Source organism: Cellulomonas triticagri, from assembly GCF_003696205.1.
Lineage (GTDB): Bacteria > Actinomycetota > Actinomycetes > Actinomycetales > Cellulomonadaceae > Cellulomonas > Cellulomonas triticagri.
Genome location: NZ_RFFI01000028.1, coordinates 1 through 15,957, shown reverse-complemented (window position 1 = coordinate 15,957; position 15,957 = coordinate 1). Strand labels below are relative to the sequence as shown.

Below are 15,957 nucleotides of genomic sequence, written 5' to 3'. Positions count from 1 at the left end.
GCGCGTCGTCTGCTGCTCAGATCGCGACACGGAGCACCTCCTCGATCGACGTCGTCCCGGCGAGCGCCTTCATCCAGCCGTCCTCCCGCAGCACGGTCATCCCGCCGCGCACCGCGGCCTTGCCGATGTCCACGGCCGAGGCGTGCGCCACCGCGAGCCGCTCGATCTCCTCGCCGACGGCCATCACCTCGTGCAGCGCGACCCGGCCCTTGTAGCCCGTGCCCGCGCACGCCGTGCACCCCACCGGCCGGTGCAGGTCCGGCGGGGTCTCGCCCGCCATGATCGGGAAGCCGACCTGCACCAGCTCCTCGACGTCCGGCCGGTACCGCTCCTTGCAGCCCGAGCACAGCCGCCGCGCGAGCCGCTGCGCGACCACGCACTCCAGCGCCGATCCGACCAGGAACGGCTCGATGCCCATCTCGGTCAGCCGCGTCACCGCCGACGGGGCGTCGTTGGTGTGCAGCGTCGACAGCACCAGGTGGCCCGTCAGCGCCGCCTCGACCGCGATCTGCGCGGTCTCGTGGTCCCGGATCTCACCCAGCAGCACCACGTCCGGGTCCGAGCGCAGGATCGAGCGCAGCGCCGCCGCGAACGTCAGGCCCGCCTTCGCGTTCACCTGCACCTGGTTGATACCGGGCAGCCGGTACTCCACCGGGTCCTCGACCGTGATCACGTTGATCTCCGGCTTCGAGACGACGTTGAGCGTGGCGTACAGGGTCGTCGACTTGCCCGACCCCGTCGGCCCCGTGACCAGGAGCATCCCGTGCGGCTTGGTGTAGCTGCGCCGGTACGTCGACAGGTTCTGCTCCGACAGCCCCAGCGACGTCAGCGCGAGGCTCGCCGTCGAGTTGTCGAGGATCCGCATGACGATCTTCTCGCCCCACACCGTGGGCAGCGTCGCCACGCGCAGGTCGACCTTCTTGCCGTGGTGGTTCACCGACATCCGGCCGTCCTGCGGTTTGCGCCGCTCCGCCACGTCGATGTCCGACAGCACCTTGAACCGCGACGCGACCCCGCCCGCCATGCCCCGCGGCGCCCGCTGGATCTCGTGCAGCACGCCGTCGATCCGGTACCGGACCCGCAGGTCGTGCTCCCCCGGCTCGACGTGGATGTCCGAGGCGCCGTCGGTGATCGCCTGGTTCACCAGGAGGCTGACGAACCGCACCACGGGGGTGTCGTCGTCCTCGTCGCCGAACGGGTCGTCGGTGCCGTCCTGCTCCGTGTCCTGGAACTCGGCCGACAGGCCCTCGAGCTCGCGGTCGGCGCGGTAGTGGCGGCGGATCGCGTCCTCGACGTCCCGGTGGCCCGCCACGACCGTCCGGACTCCCCGACCGGTCGTCGACCGGATGTCGTCGACCGCCAGGACGTCGCCGGGGTTCGCCGTCGCGACCACGAGGTCGCCGCCGTCGAAGCCGATCGGCATGATCCCGTGCCGACGCGCCAGGTCGGCGGGGATCATCGCGACCGCCGTGCTGTCGACCTGGCACTCGCCGAGGTCGACGAACTCCATGCCGGCGGACTCGGCGAGGGCCATCATGAGATCGACTTCGCTCAGGAGACCCCGCTGCACCAGCAGCACACCCAGTGGCTGACCGGTGACCTCCTGCTGCTCCTCGACCTCCGCGAGCGCCACCGGTGACACCAGACCGCGGCTCAGCAGCACCGCGCCGAGGCCGGTCACGAGACCAGCTCCTCATCGGCACGCATCTCCTCGTCGTCATCGACAGGGATCACGGCGCTGAGCACGAGAAACCCCGAGACCGACAACGTCGACTCGCCCGGCTGGCCCGTGTCGCCCTCCTCCCCGGACATGGTGACGCTCTGGATCTGGAGGTCGTACCCCTCGCCGTAGGGCTCTCCCGGCGCCGCCTGCAGCAGCGCCAGCAGTGCGAGCGACCCGACCACCCCCTCCGGTCCCACGAACGACACCGACAGCGGCACCCGGACGTACCCGGGGCCGTCCTCGACGACCTCGGCGCCGCCTTGCGTGAAGGACGACAGCGTCATGCCGCACGCGACCGCCCGGTCGTGGAGCTCACGGCTCAGCCGTTCCTGGTCAAGCACCTCCGGCACGCGCAGGTGCAGCTCCTCCGCCACCGCCCGCACCGACGCGATGTCCGCGTTCCGCTCGGCGAGCACCGTGTTCTGCCGGAGCTGCACCTCGTTGGCGGCGATCTGGTCGGCGGTCTGCGCGCGGACGCTGCTGATCTCCTCGAGCTCCGGCTGCACTCCCAGCATCACGGTCGCGCCGAGGAGCAGCGCCGGGCCGACCGCCGCCACTGCCGTCCACACTCGGGCGTCAAGCACCGCAGGCCCCGCTCTCGTCAGCCTCGAGGTCGGGCTCGCCCCCGTCCGCCGGCTCGTCGGCGATGGCCTCCTCGCTCTCGGTGCCCCACCGGCATGCCTGGGCCGCAGGAGTGACCGTGACGACCACGCTGCTGGCGTAGTGCGCGGGTTCGTCGCCGTCCTCGGCCAGCGACGCGGACGTGATGCGGACGTCCTGGAACCCCTCGATCGCCAGCAGCGCGGACGTCCAGAGTCCGGCGTCCGGGAGGGTCGACGTCTGCACCTCGATCTGCATCGTTGCGATCCCCGGTACGCCGAGGACGTCCGCGCCCGTGGTGAGCTCACCGCCCGGCAGCACCGCCTGAACCGCCACACCTGCCTTGGGCTGCACCTCGAACCCCGAGATCGCCGCGACGTGGATGAGCGCGTCGAAGGCCTGGGCGACGAGGTCCGACCACACCACGTCCCGAGCCATGGCCGCGGACTCGATCGCCTGCGCCCGGTCGATCTGGTCCTCCAGGGCGACCAGCTCGACGAAGTCCCCTCGCACCGCGACCAGCGCGTCCGCCTCGTCCTGTACCGCGTCGCGCTCGGAGCGGGCGTCGGAGCCCTCTGCCATCACCCAGAACATGAGACCGCCTGAGGCCAGCAGCCCGAAGGCGACCGTGAAGACCGCAGTCCGACGTGCCGCACGCGAGCGCCCCGCCGCCACTTCCGAGGCCGGCCTGAGGTCGACGGACAGCGGCACGAACCCCGCCGACGTCGGATCCGCCCGTCCGCCGGAAGGCCGCTTCGCCGTACGCAGCACGATCATGCGGCGAGATCCGTCGCGAGACCGACCGCGACGCCTGCGCGCACAGCCAGGTCAGGGTCTCCGCCCCTGCTCCTCGCAGGCCCCCGTGCCCCGACCAGCGGGTTCCCGATGGACACAGGGAGCCCGGTCACGGAGGCGAGGTACTGGCCGAAGCCGTCCACGAGTGCTCCACCCCCCGTCAGGACCACCTGCGCGACCGGTTCGCAGGCGTTGGAACGCCGGAAGTAGTCGAGGGTCGTGACGACCCCGTCGACGAGCGCCGCCACCGCCTCCTGCGACGCGCCGCCGATGCCGAGCGCGACAAGCCGCACGAACCGCACGTGCCCCGCTGCCACGACGACGACCGAGGTCGCGACCGCTCCGACGTCGACGAGTGCGACCGACCCGGACACGCCACGGACGGTGCCTTCGAGCGCACGCGCCAGCGCGAGCGCGGAGAGGTCGGCCCCGACGGGTTGCAGACCGGCGCGGCGGGTGACGTCCAGTGCGGACTCGACGCAGGCCTGCGGTGCCGACACGAGCAGCCCGTGCCAGCAGGACTGGCCGGCCACCTCGGTCCTGTCCAGCGGGAGCACATCCACCACCAGCCCGTCGGTTCCGTTCGGGAACTCCCCGGCAACATGCAGCTCGAGCGAACGCCGCAGATCAGCACGTCGCAGCGCGGGAACTGTCACCTCGCGGACCTGCACCTGGCGGTGCGTGACCCCGATGCGCACCCGGCGCTGCCCGAACCGCCCACGGCGCCAGAGCTGCTTGAGCGCTGCCACCACCGCCTGCTCGTCGCGGATGTCGCCGTGGTCCACCGCACCCGGCGGGAGGTCGACCATGGCCAGCCGCCGCACCGTGCGCCGCGTCCCGGTGCCGTGCACCTCGGCAGCCACCAGGCCCGCGGAACCGATGTCGAGGCCGACCGGTGCCATCTTGCTCACGATGAACTCCAGGGAGATGAAAGGGAGCGGCGCGCACCCGGCTCACGACGAGCACGGGTGCGCGCCAACCTGATCCGGAAAGGTCAGAAACCGTTCGGCGGCATCGACAGCGCCTCGGTGGCGATATCGCAGTCCGGCTGCGAATCCATGCCGGACGCGCACCAGGTGTCACCGCCCGCGACCTTGCCGCGGAACCACCACGCGGACGATCCCGAGGAGCCGCGGTGGATCGTCAGGTCCTCCAGCGCACCGTCGGACTTGGTGCCGAGATGAACACCGAAGCCCTCGAGCGCGGTGGACGTCGAGGTGGAGCCCCCGGCGGCCACGAGCGTGTCGGCAGGGTTCTCCGCGAGGTAGGAGGACAGCGCGGTCTTCGCAGCCCGCATCTCCGTGAGCGCGCCGTTCTTCCGCGCCTTCTCCTGCTGACCCAGGTACATGGGGACCGCGACCGCGGCCAGGATCGCGATGATCGCGACGACGACGATGAGCTCCGCGAGCGAGAAGCCCTCGTCCGGGCCCATCTGCTCGCCGCGCAGGCGCCGCTGCAGCCTGTCGATGTACTTGCGCATGACCTTCATGACACTTCCTTCGATTGATCGCACCAGAAATGCATCATTGACATCGCCCCGGCGACGGCGGCGAATCCGAGCCCCGCGGCGAGCACGGGGAAGACGTCACGCCATGTGGTCGAACATCGAGAACATGGGCATGTACAACGCCAGGACGAGCCCACCGATCAGCACGCCGATGCCGACGATGAGAAAGGGCTCGATGAGCGAGGCGAGCGCGTCGGTGGTCGCCTCGATCTCCTGGTCGTAGAACTCGTGGACCTTGGTCAGCATCAGCTCGAGCGACCCGGCCTCCTCGCCGATCGCCATCATCTGCCGCACCATCGGCGGGAAGACGGGGTGCGCACCCAGCGGTGCGGTCAGCGACTCGCCGCGGCGCACGGACTCACCGATGGCGGTGCTCGCCTGCTCGACGACGAGGTTGCCGCTGGTCGTCCCGACGACCTGGAGCGCCTTGAGCAGCGGAACTCCGGCCGCGACCATCGCCGCGAAGTTGCGGCAGAACCGGGACACGGCGATCTTCTGGATCAGCACCCCGAACACCGGCATCTTGAGCAGCAGCGGGTCGCGGATGCTCCGTACCCGGTCGTCGCTCTTGTGCTTGCGGTACCAGGACAGGACCGCGATGACCCCGACGAGCAGCACGGGTGCCCCGACCTGGAGCGCGGCCGACAGCGCGATGAGCGCCTGCGTGAGCGGCGGCAGCTCGGCCCCCATGCCCTCGTACATGTCGGCGAACATCGGGACGACGAAGAGCAGCATCCCGGTGGTCGCGAGGATGGCGATGCCGAACACGACGAGCGGGTAGGTCATCGCGGAGACGACCTTGGACCTGAGCTTGGCGTCGGCCTCGAGCGTCCGGGCGACCGACAGCAGCGACCGGTCGAGGAACCCGCCGGTCTCCCCCGCGCTGACCATGTTGACCATGAGCGGCGGGAACGCCCGCGGGGTGAGCGCGAGCCCCTCGGACAGCGGCCGGCCCTGCTCCACGGCCTGCCGGCTCTCCTGGAGCGCGGCGCGCAGCGCGGGTGCGGGTGTCTGGTCGACGAGGATGTCGAGCGACCGCACCAGCGAGATGCCGGCCTCGACCATGGTGGCGAGCTGCCGCGTGGCGACGACGAGATCCTTGGGCTTGACCCGCTTGCCGCCGAACTTGATCTCGCGGTTCATGCCGGTGCTGGACACCGCGGACACGGAGACGACCGTCTGCCCGGCGCCCTTGAGCCGGCGGGCGACCGCGGCGGCGTTCTTCGCCTCCATCCGCCCCTTGACCTGCTGGCCGGCGCGGTCCTGGGCGATGTACTCGAAGGTGTCGGTCATCGGCCCGGCCCCCCGGACCGCCCGCACATCCGGGCGAGGTCGTCGGCGTGGTGGCACCGCTCGAGCGCGTGGTCGTAGTCGACGTACCCGCCGTTGACGAGCTGGGCGAGGTGCTGGTCCATCGTGTGCATGCCGTGGGCGGCGCCGGACTGGATGGCTGAGTAGAGCTGGTGGGTCTTGCCCTCGCGCACGAGGTTGCGGATGCCGGCGGTCGCGACCATCACCTCGGTGGCGACGACCCGCCCGGCGACGTCGGCGCGCTTGCACAGCGTCTGCGAGACGACCCCCTGCAGCACCCCGGCGAGCTGGGTGCGGACCTGGGGCTGCTGGTGCGGCGGGAACACGTCGACGACGCGGTCGATCGTCTGCGCGGCGTCCTGGGTGTGCAGGGTCGCGAAGACGAGGTGCCCGGTCTCGGCGGCGGTGAGCGCCACGGAGATGGTCTCGAGGTCCCGGAGCTCGCCGACGAGGATGATGTCGGGGTCCTGCCGCAGCACGTGCTTGAGGGCGTTGGCGAACGAGTGGGTGTCCGCGCCGACCTCGCGCTGGTTGATCAGCGACTGCTTGTGCTCGTGCAGGAACTCGATGGGGTCCTCGACCGTGACGATGTGGTCGGGCCGGGTGCGGTTGGCGAGGTCGATGATCGCGGCGAGCGTGGTGGACTTCCCGGAGCCGGTGGGCCCGGTGACGAGGACCATGCCGCGCGCGAGCGTCGCGAACCGCCCGATGGCGGGGGGCAGGGCGAGCTGCTCGAGGGACTTGATCTCGGTCGGGATGATCCGGAACGCGCCGCCGACGTGCTCGCGGTCGCGGTAGTAGTTCACGCGGAACCGCTCGGAGCCGGGCACCTGGTAGGCGAAGTCGAGCTCCCACTCCTCGGCGAACGTCTCGCGCTGGCGGTCCGTGAGCAGGGCGTCGAGCGCGGCGGCGAGGCCGTCGGGTTCGAGCGGCGGGTAGCCCTCGGCGGGGCCGATGGAGCCGTGCAGCCGAAGCTGGGGCGGGGCGCCGACCGCGAGGTGGATGTCGGAGGCGCCGAGGGCGACAGCGGTGCGGAGCACGTCGTCGACGTCGAGCGTCATCGGACCGGGGGCGCTGCGCCAGGCACCCGCGCTGCCGGTGGGGAGACGGTGGTCCACGTCGTGGCTCATCGGCGCCTCCTTCCCGGTCCCTGCGGCGGTCCGTGGCTCCCGGCGGGGGCCATCGGTCTCGCTGACAGGACCCAGCCTGGGGACCGCCGCGGGACCGTCCGGTCCGTCGTGCGTGGAACCACGGACACCGCCTCCGCGCCCACCCGGACGACCGTCCGGATCTGCTCACATGCCGAGATCGGCGGCGAGGTCGGCGGCCGGGGGCTCGTCGCCCAGCGGCAGCGAGAACCGCAGCCGCGCGCCGCCGTCGGGGGCCGGTCCGAGCGCGAAGGTGCCGCCGCGGCCGACGATGCGCACGCGGTGCCGCTCGAGGCCGTTGAGCGGCTCCACCGGGTGCCGCAGCCCGGGTCCGTCGTCCTCGACGTCGACGACGAGGGTCGGCTCCTCGGGGTCGCCGTCGAGGTCGACGACGACGCGCACGGCGCCCGCCCCGTGCTTGAGGGCGTTCGTGACGGCCTCCTCGACGGCGTAGACCGCGATGAGCTGGACCGGCACGGGCACGAGCCGGACGTCGGGTCGCAGCAGCACCCGCGCGGCGGGCCGGACGTCGAGGGCGGTGCCGGTCCGGGCGGGGAGCCGGTTGAGGAGCACCTGGACGGCCTGCAGCATGCCGACGTTCGCGCCGACGGGGAACAGCGCGTGGCTGATGGCCCGGACGTGCCGCTCACGGAGGTCGTCGAGGTCGTCGACCCACCGCTGCACCCCGGCGGCGCGTCCGGGGTCGCCGCCGCGGGCGAGGTCGGTCGCGACCTCCTGCAGCCCCGCGCCGGCGACGACGAGGCGGTTCTGGATCGTGCCGTGCAGCCGGTCGGCGACGAGCCGCCGCACCCGGACCTCCTCGCGCTCGAGGGAGGCCACGGCCCGGGCGGCCCGCCGTTGCAGCGCGACCCGGGCGTGCTCGGCCCGGCGCCACCGGTCGAGGAGCCCGCCGGCGGCGAGCGCGGTCGTGAGGGCGATGGCGTAGCTGGTCGCGACGGTCACCCAGAGCAGGAGGGCGCCGTCGCCGTCGACGGCCGTCTCGTCGACCCGCGACAGCACGAGCGCGACGGGCACCGCGCACGCGCACGCCGCGACGATCCCGCCGGTGACGTAGAGCCGCTGCCGGACGCGCAGCCGCCGGGGCAGGACCTGCCACAGCAGCACCGGGACCGCCCCGCAGAGCAGCGTGGTCGCCAGGACGAGCGTCCCCTGGCCGACCACCAGCCAGGTGGGGCGGCCGGCGTGGTGGCCGGGCAGGGCGCTCCAGACCAGCCACTGCCCCGTGACCAGGACGGAGAACAGCGCGGTGTTGGCGAGCGAGAGCCCCGTGACGAGCCGGTCGGCGGAGAGGTGGGACAGCGACGCTCCCCGGTGCGTCACCCCCCGTTCCGGCCCGTCTGCGCGACGAACGCCAGGACGGCCGCGACGCGGCGGTTGGTGCCGACGTCGTCGATGCCGAGGCGGCGGTAGATCGCGAGCAGGTGGCTCTCGACGGTGCGCTCACCGACCTCGAGGCGCTCGGCGATGGACTGGTTCGAGAACCCCTCGGCGACCAGCCGAAGCACCCGCAGCTGCCCGTCGGTCAGCCGCTCCAGCAGCGACCCGGCCCGCGGCGTGGACCGCGCGACGAGGTAGGGGTCGATCACGACCTCGCCGCGGGCGGCGGCGCGCACGGCGTCGACGAGGACGTGCTCGGTGAAGCTCGACCGCTTGGACAGGTAGCTCCACGGGCGGGTCACCTGCTCCTGCACGCTGTCGAACAGCCCCATGACGTCCTCGCTGGACAGCAGGACCACGGCGAGCTCCGGGGACGTCCGCTGCAGCCGCAGCCCGAGGGAGACGCCGTTGCCGTCCTCCAGGTTGACGTCGAGCACCGCGACGTCCGTGCTGCCGCGCACGATCGTCAGCGCCGCCTCCTGGGCGCCGGCGACGGAGTGCACGACCCGGATCCCGGGCTCCGCCTCCAGGGTGCTCCCGAGGAGCGAGCGCACCAGCGCCTCGTCCTCGACCAGGCTCACCCGTACGGGTCGGGACGCTCCGGCGGCCCGTTCCTCCACCGCCGGCGCCGGCGCGAGCGCGCTCACGACGCACCCTCGCCGCGTCCGGCACCGGGTGCCCACCCGGCCTGCGTTCCCTCACCTCGGCCACGATCGTGCCGCTGCCCACGCCACTTCATCGCTGCACTCACTTCCGCTCCTGTGCGGGTCGATCGACAGGGACCAGCAGCAGCGTGCGGCGTCGGGGACGCCGCCGCGCTACCACGTAGGTGCTCCCCCACCGCACTGTCCCCCAGGAACCGGGGCAACCGGTCGGAACGTGCGTGTTCTACGGAGATGACCTGCGCACTTCTACGTAGGGGTCTCGGGTGCTGGGACGCACGGCATCCCCGGCCTCACCTACGGTGATGACGACACCCCCGACCCCGAGGAGCCGTCCGTGTTCACCACCCGCCCCGAGCTCGTCGGCACGCACGGCATGGTCGCCTCGACGCACTGGCTCGCCAGCGCCGTCGGGATGTCCGTGCTCGAGGCGGGCGGCAACGCGTTCGACGCGGCGGCCGCCGCGGGCTTCACGCTGCAGGTGGTGGAGCCGCACCTGAACGGGCCGGGCGGTGACGCGCCGATCATCGGCCACCGGGCTGCCGACGGGCACACGTTCGTGGTGTGCGGGCAGGGCACGGCCCCGGCCGCCGCGACGACCGGCGCGTTCGGGGACCTCGGTCTCGACGTCGTGCCGGGCACCGGGCACCTGGCGGCGGTCGTCCCGGGTGCGTTCGGGGCGTGGCTGGACCTGCTGGCGCGGTACGGGACGCTGCCGCTCGCCGACGTCCTGTCCCCCGCGATCGGCTACGCGCGCGACGGCTACCCGCTGGTGCCCGCCGCGGCGCGGACCATCGCGACGGTCGAGCGGCTGTTCGCGGAGCACTGGCCGACGTCGGCGGCCGTGTACCTGCCGGGCGGGTCGGCGCCCGCGGCGGGCGCCCGGTTCACCAACCCGGACCTCGCGGCGACGTACACCCGGGTGCTCGCCGAGGCCGCGGCGGCGGGGTCGGACCGGCTCGCGCAGATCGAGGCGGCCCGCCGGGCGTTCTACGAGGGCTTCGTCGCGGAGGCGATGACGGACTTCGTGCGGACGCCGGTGCTGGACTCGTCGGGCGAGGCGCACGCCGGGCTGCTGTCCGGCGACGACCTCGCGGGGTGGCGCGCGACCGAGGAGCCGACGGCCTTCGTCGACTTCGCGGGGGTCGAGGTGCACAAGACCGCGGCCTGGGGCCAGGGCCCCGTGCTGCTGCAGCAGCTGCGGCTGCTGGAGGCCCTGGGTGTCGCGGACGCCGACCTCGGGTCCGCCGACCTCGTGCACACGGCGCTGGAGGTCGCGGACCTCGCGTTCGCCGACCGCGAGGCCTGGTACGGCGACCCGGCCGCCGGCGACGTGCCGCTGACCGCGCTGCTGTCCCGGGAGTACGCCGCCGAGCGCGCCCGCCTGGTCGGACCGCAGGCGTCCGACGGGCTGCGCCCCGGCTCCCCCGACGGGCGCGAGCCCCGGCTCGCGGCGCTGTTCGGGACGCCGACCGGTGGCGTGTGGCCCGGCCGCTACGAGGCCCCGGGGACGGCGGGTGCCGGGACCGGCGAGCCCACCCGCGGGCCGGACCCCGAGGTGCGCGCGTCCGGCGAGACCCGGGGCGACACCTGCCACGTCGACGTGGTCGACCGCTGGGGCAACCTGGTCTCGGCGACCCCGTCGGGCGGCTGGTTGCAGAGCTCGCCGGTCGTGCCCGGCCTCGGGTTCGGCCTGCCGACGCGGGCGCAGATGTTCTGGCTGGAGCCGGGGCTGCCGTCCTCGCTGGCCCCGGGGCGGCGTCCGCGGACCACGCTGAGCCCGGGCCTGGTGCTGCGCGACGGCGGCGGGTTCGCGTTCGGCACGCCCGGCGGCGACCAGCAGGACCAGTGGACGATCCCGTTCCTGCTCCACCACCTGATCGGCGGCCTCGACCTGCAGGCGGCCATCGACGCGCCGGGATGGCACTCGACGCACGTGCCGTCGTCCTTCCACCCGCGGACGAGCACCCGGCGGGGTGTCGAGGCGGAGTCCCGGCTCGGTGCGGACGTGCTGGCCGACCTGGCGCGGCGGGGGCACGCGGTGCACGACGCGGGGCCGTGGTCGCTGGGCCGGGTGAGCGCGGCCGGTGTGCGTCCGGACGGGCTGCTGCACGCCGCGGCGAACCCGCGGGGCATGCAGGGGTACGCGGCCGGGCGCTGACGTCGGGGCGGTCCGTCACGTCGCGACGCGCGGCGCCCTGCGCCCCTGCGGGGCCGGGGGTGGCGGGGATCACCCGGGAATCAGTTGCGCGAGGCAACCGTTGTGATAGGTTGCCTGCTGCAACCAAGAAAGGTGTCACCGTGCCCAGCACCCCGCCGTACCGCGCGCTCGTCGACGCGATCGCCCGCCTCCAGCGGGTGCAGCGCGACGTCGCCTCCGAGATGGCCCGCGAGCTCGACTGCCCGCGCGCCGCGCTCAGCACGCTGTGGCTGCTCGACAAGCGCGGCGAGATGGGCATCGGCGACCTCGCCCAGCACCTGCACGTCGACATCTCGGTGGCCAGCCGCCAGGTGACGCAGCTGGTCGAGGCCGGGCACGCCGAGCGCACCACCCCGGACGCGCCGGGCACCGACCGACGCGTCCGCACGGTCCGCCTCACGGAGCAGGGCCGCCGGTTCACCGCGTCGACCAAGGTCGCGCTCGACGAGCGCGCCGCGACCGTCTTCGGCGCCTGGACGCCGGACGACCTGCTGGACGCGGCGTCCGCCATCGAGAAGGTCGCCGACGCCGTCCAGGGACTGCCCCTGGACGCCCGGCCCCTCGCCACGGCCACCTGACCGCGGCCCCGGACGGCCCGCGCCGCCCGGACCCGCACCTCCCTTCAGCCGCACCGTCCACTCCCCGTCCGCCGACGACGCCGGGCCCCCGACCACAGTCGAAAGCTGGAACCGCATGACCACCACCACCCGGGCCGAGAGCCCCGTGGCGGCCCCGACCGCCACCGCACCCGCCATGACGCACCGGCAGATCATGGAGTCCCTCTCCGGGATCCTCCTCGGCATGTTCGTGTCCGTCCTGGCCACGAGCGTCGTGTCGAGCTCGCTGCCCAAGATCGTCAGCGACCTCGGCGGCTCGCAGTCGTCCTACACCTGGGTCGTCACCGCGACGCTGCTCACCACCACGATCACCACCCCGATCTGGGGCAAGCTCGCGGACCTCCTGGACCGCAAGCTGCTCATCCAGATCGCCCTCGTCATCTCCGTGCTGTCGTCCGCGGCGGCCGGCTTCTCGCAGGACGTCGGCTTCCTGATCGGCATGCGCGCCCTGCAGGGCATCGGCGCCGGCGGCCTCACCGCCCTGGCGACCGTGCTGATCGCCGACATCCTCAGCCCCCGCGAGCGCGGCAAGTACATGGGCCTCATGGGCGGCATCATGGGCATCGGCATGGTCGGCGGCCCGCTGCTCGGCGGCGTCATCACCGACGCGATCTCCTGGCACTGGAACTTCTTCGTCGGCCTGCCGTTCGCGATCGCCGCGATCATCGTCCTGCAGATCACGCTGCACCTGCCGAAGGCCGCCCGCAAGGTCGTCCGCATCGACTACTGGGGCGCCGGGCTCATCTCCGTGGGCATCGCGACCCTGCTGCTCTGGGTGACGTTCGCCGGCACGAACTTCGACTGGCTGTCCTGGCAGACCGCCGTCATGGTCCTCGGCTCGCTCGCCGTCCTCGCGGTCGCCGTCGTGGTCGAGACCAAGGTCGCCGACCCGATCATCCCGATGCACCTGTTCAAGAACCGCACCGTGGTGCTGTCCGTCGTCGCGTCCGTCGCGGTCGGCGTCGCGATGTTCGGCACCTCGGTGTTCCTCAGCCAGTACATGCAGGTGGCGCGCGGCAAGACCCCGACCGAGTCGGGCCTGCTCACCATCCCGATGATCCTCGGCCTGTTCCTGTCGTCCACGATCGCCGGGCGGCTCATCACCAAGTACGGCCGGTACAAGGGCTTCATGGTCGCCGGTGCCGTCGCGCTGACCGCCGGGCTCGCCCTCATGGGCACCATCCGGTACGACACCAGCCTCGTGCTCGTCGCCGTGTACATGTTCGTCATGGGCGCGGGCGTCGGCATGCTCATGCAGAACCTCGTGCTCGCCGTGCAGAACATCCTGGACGTCTCCGAGGTCGGCTCCGGCACCGCCACCGTGGCGTTCTTCCGGACGCTCGGCGGCGCGATCGGCGTCTCCGCGCTCGGCGCGGTGCTCGGCAACCGGATCACGTCCTACCTGACCGACGGCCTGGTCGCCGCGGGCATCGACCCGTCGGCCCTGGGCGGCGGCACCACCTCGGTGCCCGACGTCTCGACCATCCCCGAGCCGCTGAAGTCCATCGTCGAGTCGTCCTACGGGCACGGCATCGCCGACCTGTTCCTGGTCGCGGTCCCGCTCGGCGTCATCGCGCTGATCGCGGTGCTGTTCCTCAAGGAGGTCCCGCTGGGCCGCCGCAGCGGCGTCGAGCAGCTGCTCGACCAGGAGCAGACCGGCGAGGCCGCCGTCGCCGGCGCCGGCACGCCGGGCGCGCAGCAGGCCGTCGGCCAGCAGGCCGCGACCGAGGACGCCGACGCGGCACCGGGGACCGCCCGGGCCTGAGCCAGCGGCACGCACGACGCGAGCGGCGTCCGACCGTCCCACCGACGGCCGGGCGCCGCTCGCGTCGTCCACAATGGAGGCGTGGAGACCTCGACCGACCCCGTCGCCCGCCTCGAGTCCGAGCTCGGTCTGCTGCTGCGCCGTGCCCGCGCGTCGGCCGAGCGCCTGGCGCGCAGCGTGCACCCCGACCTCGAGCCGTCCGCGTACCCGCTGCTCGCCCAGATCGAGCGCGAGCCCGACGTCCGGGCCAGCGCCCTCGCGGAGCACATCGGCGTCGGCCGCGGGACCATGTCGCGCCAGCTCGGGCGGATGGAGCAGCTCGGGCTGATCGAGCGCCGCCCCGACCCGGAGGACTCCCGGGGCCAGCTCATCCGCGTCACGCCCGAGGGCGACCGGCGGGTCGCGGCGGCCCGCGCGAAGCGGCGCGGCTACCTCGGCCAGGTGCTCGCGGACTGGGACCCCGCCGAGCGCGAGCTGCTGGCCGACCAGCTGCACCGGCTCAACGTGTCGCTGTCCGCGACGTCGCCGACGGCGCCCTACGAGCAGGCGGTGCCGACCAGGCCCTGACGGGTCAGACCGCCCAGGTGAGCGCCCACGTGCTGCGGCGCCGGGCGATGGCCGCGACCGCGTCCACGCGGCCCGGCGTCCAGTGCCCCGGCATCGCCGTGAAGACGTCGGGTGCCTGCTCGTCCGCGACCACCATCGCCTCGTAGGGCGAGGGCCGCAGCACCTCGATCTCGCCGTGCACCACGAGCACGCCGCGCACGGCGACCGGCGAGCCGACGGCGGTGCGCAGCAGGGAGCCCGCGCGCGCGGCGGTCAGCCGCAGGTCGCGCAGGTCGGACAGCGCGACGCCGTCCGCCGACAGGGAGCGGCCGTCCACCGCGAACCGCTGCGGGGCCGCGGCGGCGGGCCGCTCGGCGACCGCGAACGCCCCGGGCGGGCCGACGAGCAGGTGGCCGACGACCGTGCCCTGCCGCCCCACGGGGACGTCGTGCAGCACGTGCCAGCCCGCGAGGACCAGGCGGTCGAGGCGGTCGCACAGGCTCTCGGCCATGCCCCGGGGCTCGCCGTCCTCGCGCGGGCTGACCAGGCTGTCCACGGCGCGGTGCCGGCCGCGCGGCTCGGCGCGACCCGCGTCCGACCCGGCGGCGTGCAGCATCTCGTCCGACTCCGCCGGGCGGGCGCGCCGACCCCGGGGACGCTCCTGCGCCACCGGGAGCGGCTCGGGCTCCTCAGGCGGCAGCACCGCGGACGCGGGGAGCACCAGCTCGGGCACGTCGGCGCGCAGGTACGCCTGCGCGGCACCCCGCACGGCCTCCTCGACGCCGCTGCCCTCGACCGCCGCGTCGGGCTCGACGGCGACCGCACCGGTCGCCAGGTCGACGCTGCCCAGGGGCGCCCCGGTCTCGGCCGTGACGTAGAGCCGGTCGGCACCGTATCGGCGCCACCGTCGGACGATCAGAGCCTGCTCCACATCAGGGATATCGGCACGGCCGACCCGTCCCTGAAGCATCCGCGCGGCCCTCGCCCACATGGGCTCAGTCTACGGCGGGCTCGAACGTCAGCGAGACGGAGTTCATGCAGAACCGGTCACCCGTCGGGGTCTGCGGCGCGTCGTCGAAGACGTGCCCGAGGTGCGAGCCGCAGCGCGCGCAGCGCACCTCCGTGCGCACCATCCCGAGGCTGCGGTCCTCGATGAGCTCGACCCGGTCGCCGGCCAGCGGCGAGTAGAAGCTCGGCCAGCCGCAGTGCGAGTCGAACTTGGTCGCGGAGCGGAACAGCTCGTTGCCGCACGCACGACAGCGGTAGACGCCCTCGCGGTCCTCGTCCAGCAGCTCACCGGTCCACGGGCGCTCGGTCCCGGCCAGGCGCAGCACCTGGAACTCGGCAGGGTTCAGCTCGACCCGCCACTGCTCGTCGTCCTTCGTGACCTCGTAGGTCCGCTGCTCGGTCATCGTCGCTCCTCCTCGCGCGAGCCCGGGGACGGACCCGCGAGACGTGAACACCACCACGCCCCCCGCTGTTCCCCGACGATGCCGCCCCGCCGCCCCGCGCGCACGGCGAACGGTCGCCGAGAGGTCAGCAGGTGCGGGGTACGGGTCGGCGGTTTCAGGCGGCGGTTGCAACGAGTAGGTCGTTGAGTCGTTGTGCGGGATTCTGCCAGTCCAGGGTCTCGCGGGGTCGGCCGTTGAGCTGGCGGGCGACGGCGTCGAGGTCGTCCTGGGTCC

General features: G+C 73.4%; 15 protein-coding genes and 1 pseudogene. 4 read left to right on the top strand and 12 right to left on the bottom strand.

Annotated elements, in window-relative coordinates:
• Positions 1 to 16: 16 nt before the first annotated feature.
• The 9 genes from EBM89_RS06945 to EBM89_RS06905 all read right to left on the bottom strand — a co-directional run bounded on the left by EBM89_RS06945 (position 17) and on the right by EBM89_RS06905 (position 9,063).
• Entirely contained in the window at positions 17 to 1,681 is a 1,665-nt protein-coding gene (locus tag EBM89_RS06945) for a GspE/PulE family protein (protein ID WP_122148722.1), read from the bottom strand.
• Positions 1,678 to 2,280: a hypothetical protein gene (locus tag EBM89_RS06940; protein ID WP_122148721.1), complete on the bottom strand. Its 603-nt coding sequence runs from the start codon at positions 2,278 to 2,280 to the stop codon at positions 1,678 to 1,680. The genes EBM89_RS06945 and EBM89_RS06940 overlap by 4 nt, the downstream gene beginning before the upstream one ends.
• A 19-nt stretch (positions 2,281 to 2,299) precedes the next feature.
• The gene (locus tag EBM89_RS06935) at positions 2,300 to 2,905 is read right to left on the bottom strand and encodes a hypothetical protein (RefSeq protein ID WP_147463475.1); all 606 of its coding nucleotides are present in this window, start codon (positions 2,903 to 2,905) and stop codon (positions 2,300 to 2,302) included.
• A gap of 191 nt (positions 2,906 to 3,096) precedes the next feature.
• Positions 3,097 to 4,020 (bottom strand): type IV pilus biogenesis protein PilM, encoded by a 924-nt coding sequence (gene pilM, locus EBM89_RS06930; protein ID WP_233571601.1) that lies wholly within the window; start codon positions 4,018 to 4,020, stop codon positions 3,097 to 3,099.
• A gap of 92 nt (positions 4,021 to 4,112) precedes the next feature.
• Positions 4,113 to 4,607, bottom strand: a complete 495-nt coding sequence (locus tag EBM89_RS22420) for a prepilin-type N-terminal cleavage/methylation domain-containing protein (RefSeq protein ID WP_122148718.1) — start codon at positions 4,605 to 4,607, stop codon at positions 4,113 to 4,115.
• 96 nt (positions 4,608 to 4,703) lie between these two features.
• Positions 4,704 to 5,918: a type II secretion system F family protein gene (locus EBM89_RS06920; RefSeq protein ID WP_122148742.1), complete on the bottom strand. Its 1,215-nt coding sequence runs from the start codon at positions 5,916 to 5,918 to the stop codon at positions 4,704 to 4,706.
• The gene (locus EBM89_RS06915; RefSeq protein ID WP_122148717.1) at positions 5,915 to 7,066 is read right to left on the bottom strand and encodes a type IV pilus twitching motility protein PilT; all 1,152 of its coding nucleotides are present in this window, start codon (positions 7,064 to 7,066) and stop codon (positions 5,915 to 5,917) included. Before EBM89_RS06915 ends, EBM89_RS06920 begins: the two co-directional genes overlap by 4 nt.
• 165 nt (positions 7,067 to 7,231) lie before the next feature.
• A complete protein-coding gene (locus EBM89_RS21105; protein WP_158609540.1) occupies positions 7,232 to 8,425 on the bottom strand; it encodes a sensor histidine kinase in 1,194 nt (397 codons plus the stop codon).
• Entirely contained in the window at positions 8,422 to 9,063 is a 642-nt protein-coding gene (locus EBM89_RS06905) for a response regulator transcription factor (protein WP_233571598.1), read from the bottom strand. Before EBM89_RS06905 ends, EBM89_RS21105 begins: the two co-directional genes overlap by 4 nt.
• A 457-nt stretch (positions 9,064 to 9,520) precedes the next feature.
• On the opposite strand from EBM89_RS06905, the gene EBM89_RS06900 reads away from it, so the two are divergent.
• From EBM89_RS06900 to EBM89_RS06885, 4 genes are all read left to right on the top strand, one after another.
• Complete coding sequence (locus EBM89_RS06900; RefSeq protein WP_199732017.1) at positions 9,521 to 11,305, top strand: gamma-glutamyltransferase family protein; 1,785 nt, start codon at positions 9,521 to 9,523, stop codon at positions 11,303 to 11,305.
• Between the two features lie 140 nt (positions 11,306 to 11,445).
• Positions 11,446 to 11,922 (top strand): MarR family winged helix-turn-helix transcriptional regulator, encoded by a 477-nt coding sequence (locus EBM89_RS06895; protein ID WP_122148715.1) that lies wholly within the window; start codon positions 11,446 to 11,448, stop codon positions 11,920 to 11,922.
• A gap of 115 nt (positions 11,923 to 12,037) precedes the next feature.
• Entirely contained in the window at positions 12,038 to 13,726 is a 1,689-nt protein-coding gene (locus EBM89_RS06890; RefSeq protein WP_233571597.1) for an MFS transporter, read from the top strand.
• Between the two features lie 81 nt (positions 13,727 to 13,807).
• A complete protein-coding gene (locus tag EBM89_RS06885; RefSeq protein ID WP_122148714.1) occupies positions 13,808 to 14,293 on the top strand; it encodes a MarR family winged helix-turn-helix transcriptional regulator in 486 nt (161 codons plus the stop codon).
• Positions 14,294 to 14,297: 4 nt separating this feature from the next.
• Here the strand turns inward: EBM89_RS06885 and EBM89_RS06880 are convergent, their stop codons facing one another.
• From EBM89_RS06880 to EBM89_RS22600, 3 genes and pseudogenes are all read right to left on the bottom strand, one after another.
• On the bottom strand, positions 14,298 to 15,203 hold the full coding sequence (locus EBM89_RS06880) for an NERD domain-containing protein (protein ID WP_122148713.1): 906 nt from the start codon (positions 15,201 to 15,203) through the stop codon (positions 14,298 to 14,300).
• 64 nt (positions 15,204 to 15,267) lie between these two features.
• Positions 15,268 to 15,684 (bottom strand): peptide-methionine (R)-S-oxide reductase MsrB, encoded by a 417-nt coding sequence (msrB, locus tag EBM89_RS06875; RefSeq protein ID WP_122148712.1) that lies wholly within the window; start codon positions 15,682 to 15,684, stop codon positions 15,268 to 15,270.
• A gap of 154 nt (positions 15,685 to 15,838) precedes the next feature.
• A pseudogene (locus EBM89_RS22600) lies at positions 15,839 to 15,957 on the bottom strand (IS30 family transposase); the annotation flags it as partial.

What these genes read in the sequence shown, in the direction of transcription:
- EBM89_RS06890 (WP_233571597.1), top strand. Translation starts at nt 12,038, where the DNA reads ATGACCACCACCACCCGGGCCGAGAGCCCCGTGGCGGCCCCGACCGCC.
- EBM89_RS06915 (WP_122148717.1), bottom strand. Translation starts at nt 7,066, where the DNA reads ATGAGCCACGACGTGGACCACCGTCTCCCCACCGGCAGCGCGGGTGCC.
- EBM89_RS22420 (WP_122148718.1), bottom strand. Translation starts at nt 4,607, where the DNA reads ATGAAGGTCATGCGCAAGTACATCGACAGGCTGCAGCGGCGCCTGCGC.
- pilM (WP_233571601.1), bottom strand. Translation starts at nt 4,020, where the DNA reads ATGGCACCGGTCGGCCTCGACATCGGTTCCGCGGGCCTGGTGGCTGCC.
- EBM89_RS06920 (WP_122148742.1), bottom strand. Translation starts at nt 5,918, where the DNA reads ATGACCGACACCTTCGAGTACATCGCCCAGGACCGCGCCGGCCAGCAG.
- EBM89_RS06900 (WP_199732017.1), top strand. Translation starts at nt 9,521, where the DNA reads ATGGTCGCCTCGACGCACTGGCTCGCCAGCGCCGTCGGGATGTCCGTG.
- EBM89_RS06935 (WP_147463475.1), bottom strand. Translation starts at nt 2,905, where the DNA reads ATGGCAGAGGGCTCCGACGCCCGCTCCGAGCGCGACGCGGTACAGGAC.
- msrB (WP_122148712.1), bottom strand. Translation starts at nt 15,684, where the DNA reads ATGACCGAGCAGCGGACCTACGAGGTCACGAAGGACGACGAGCAGTGG.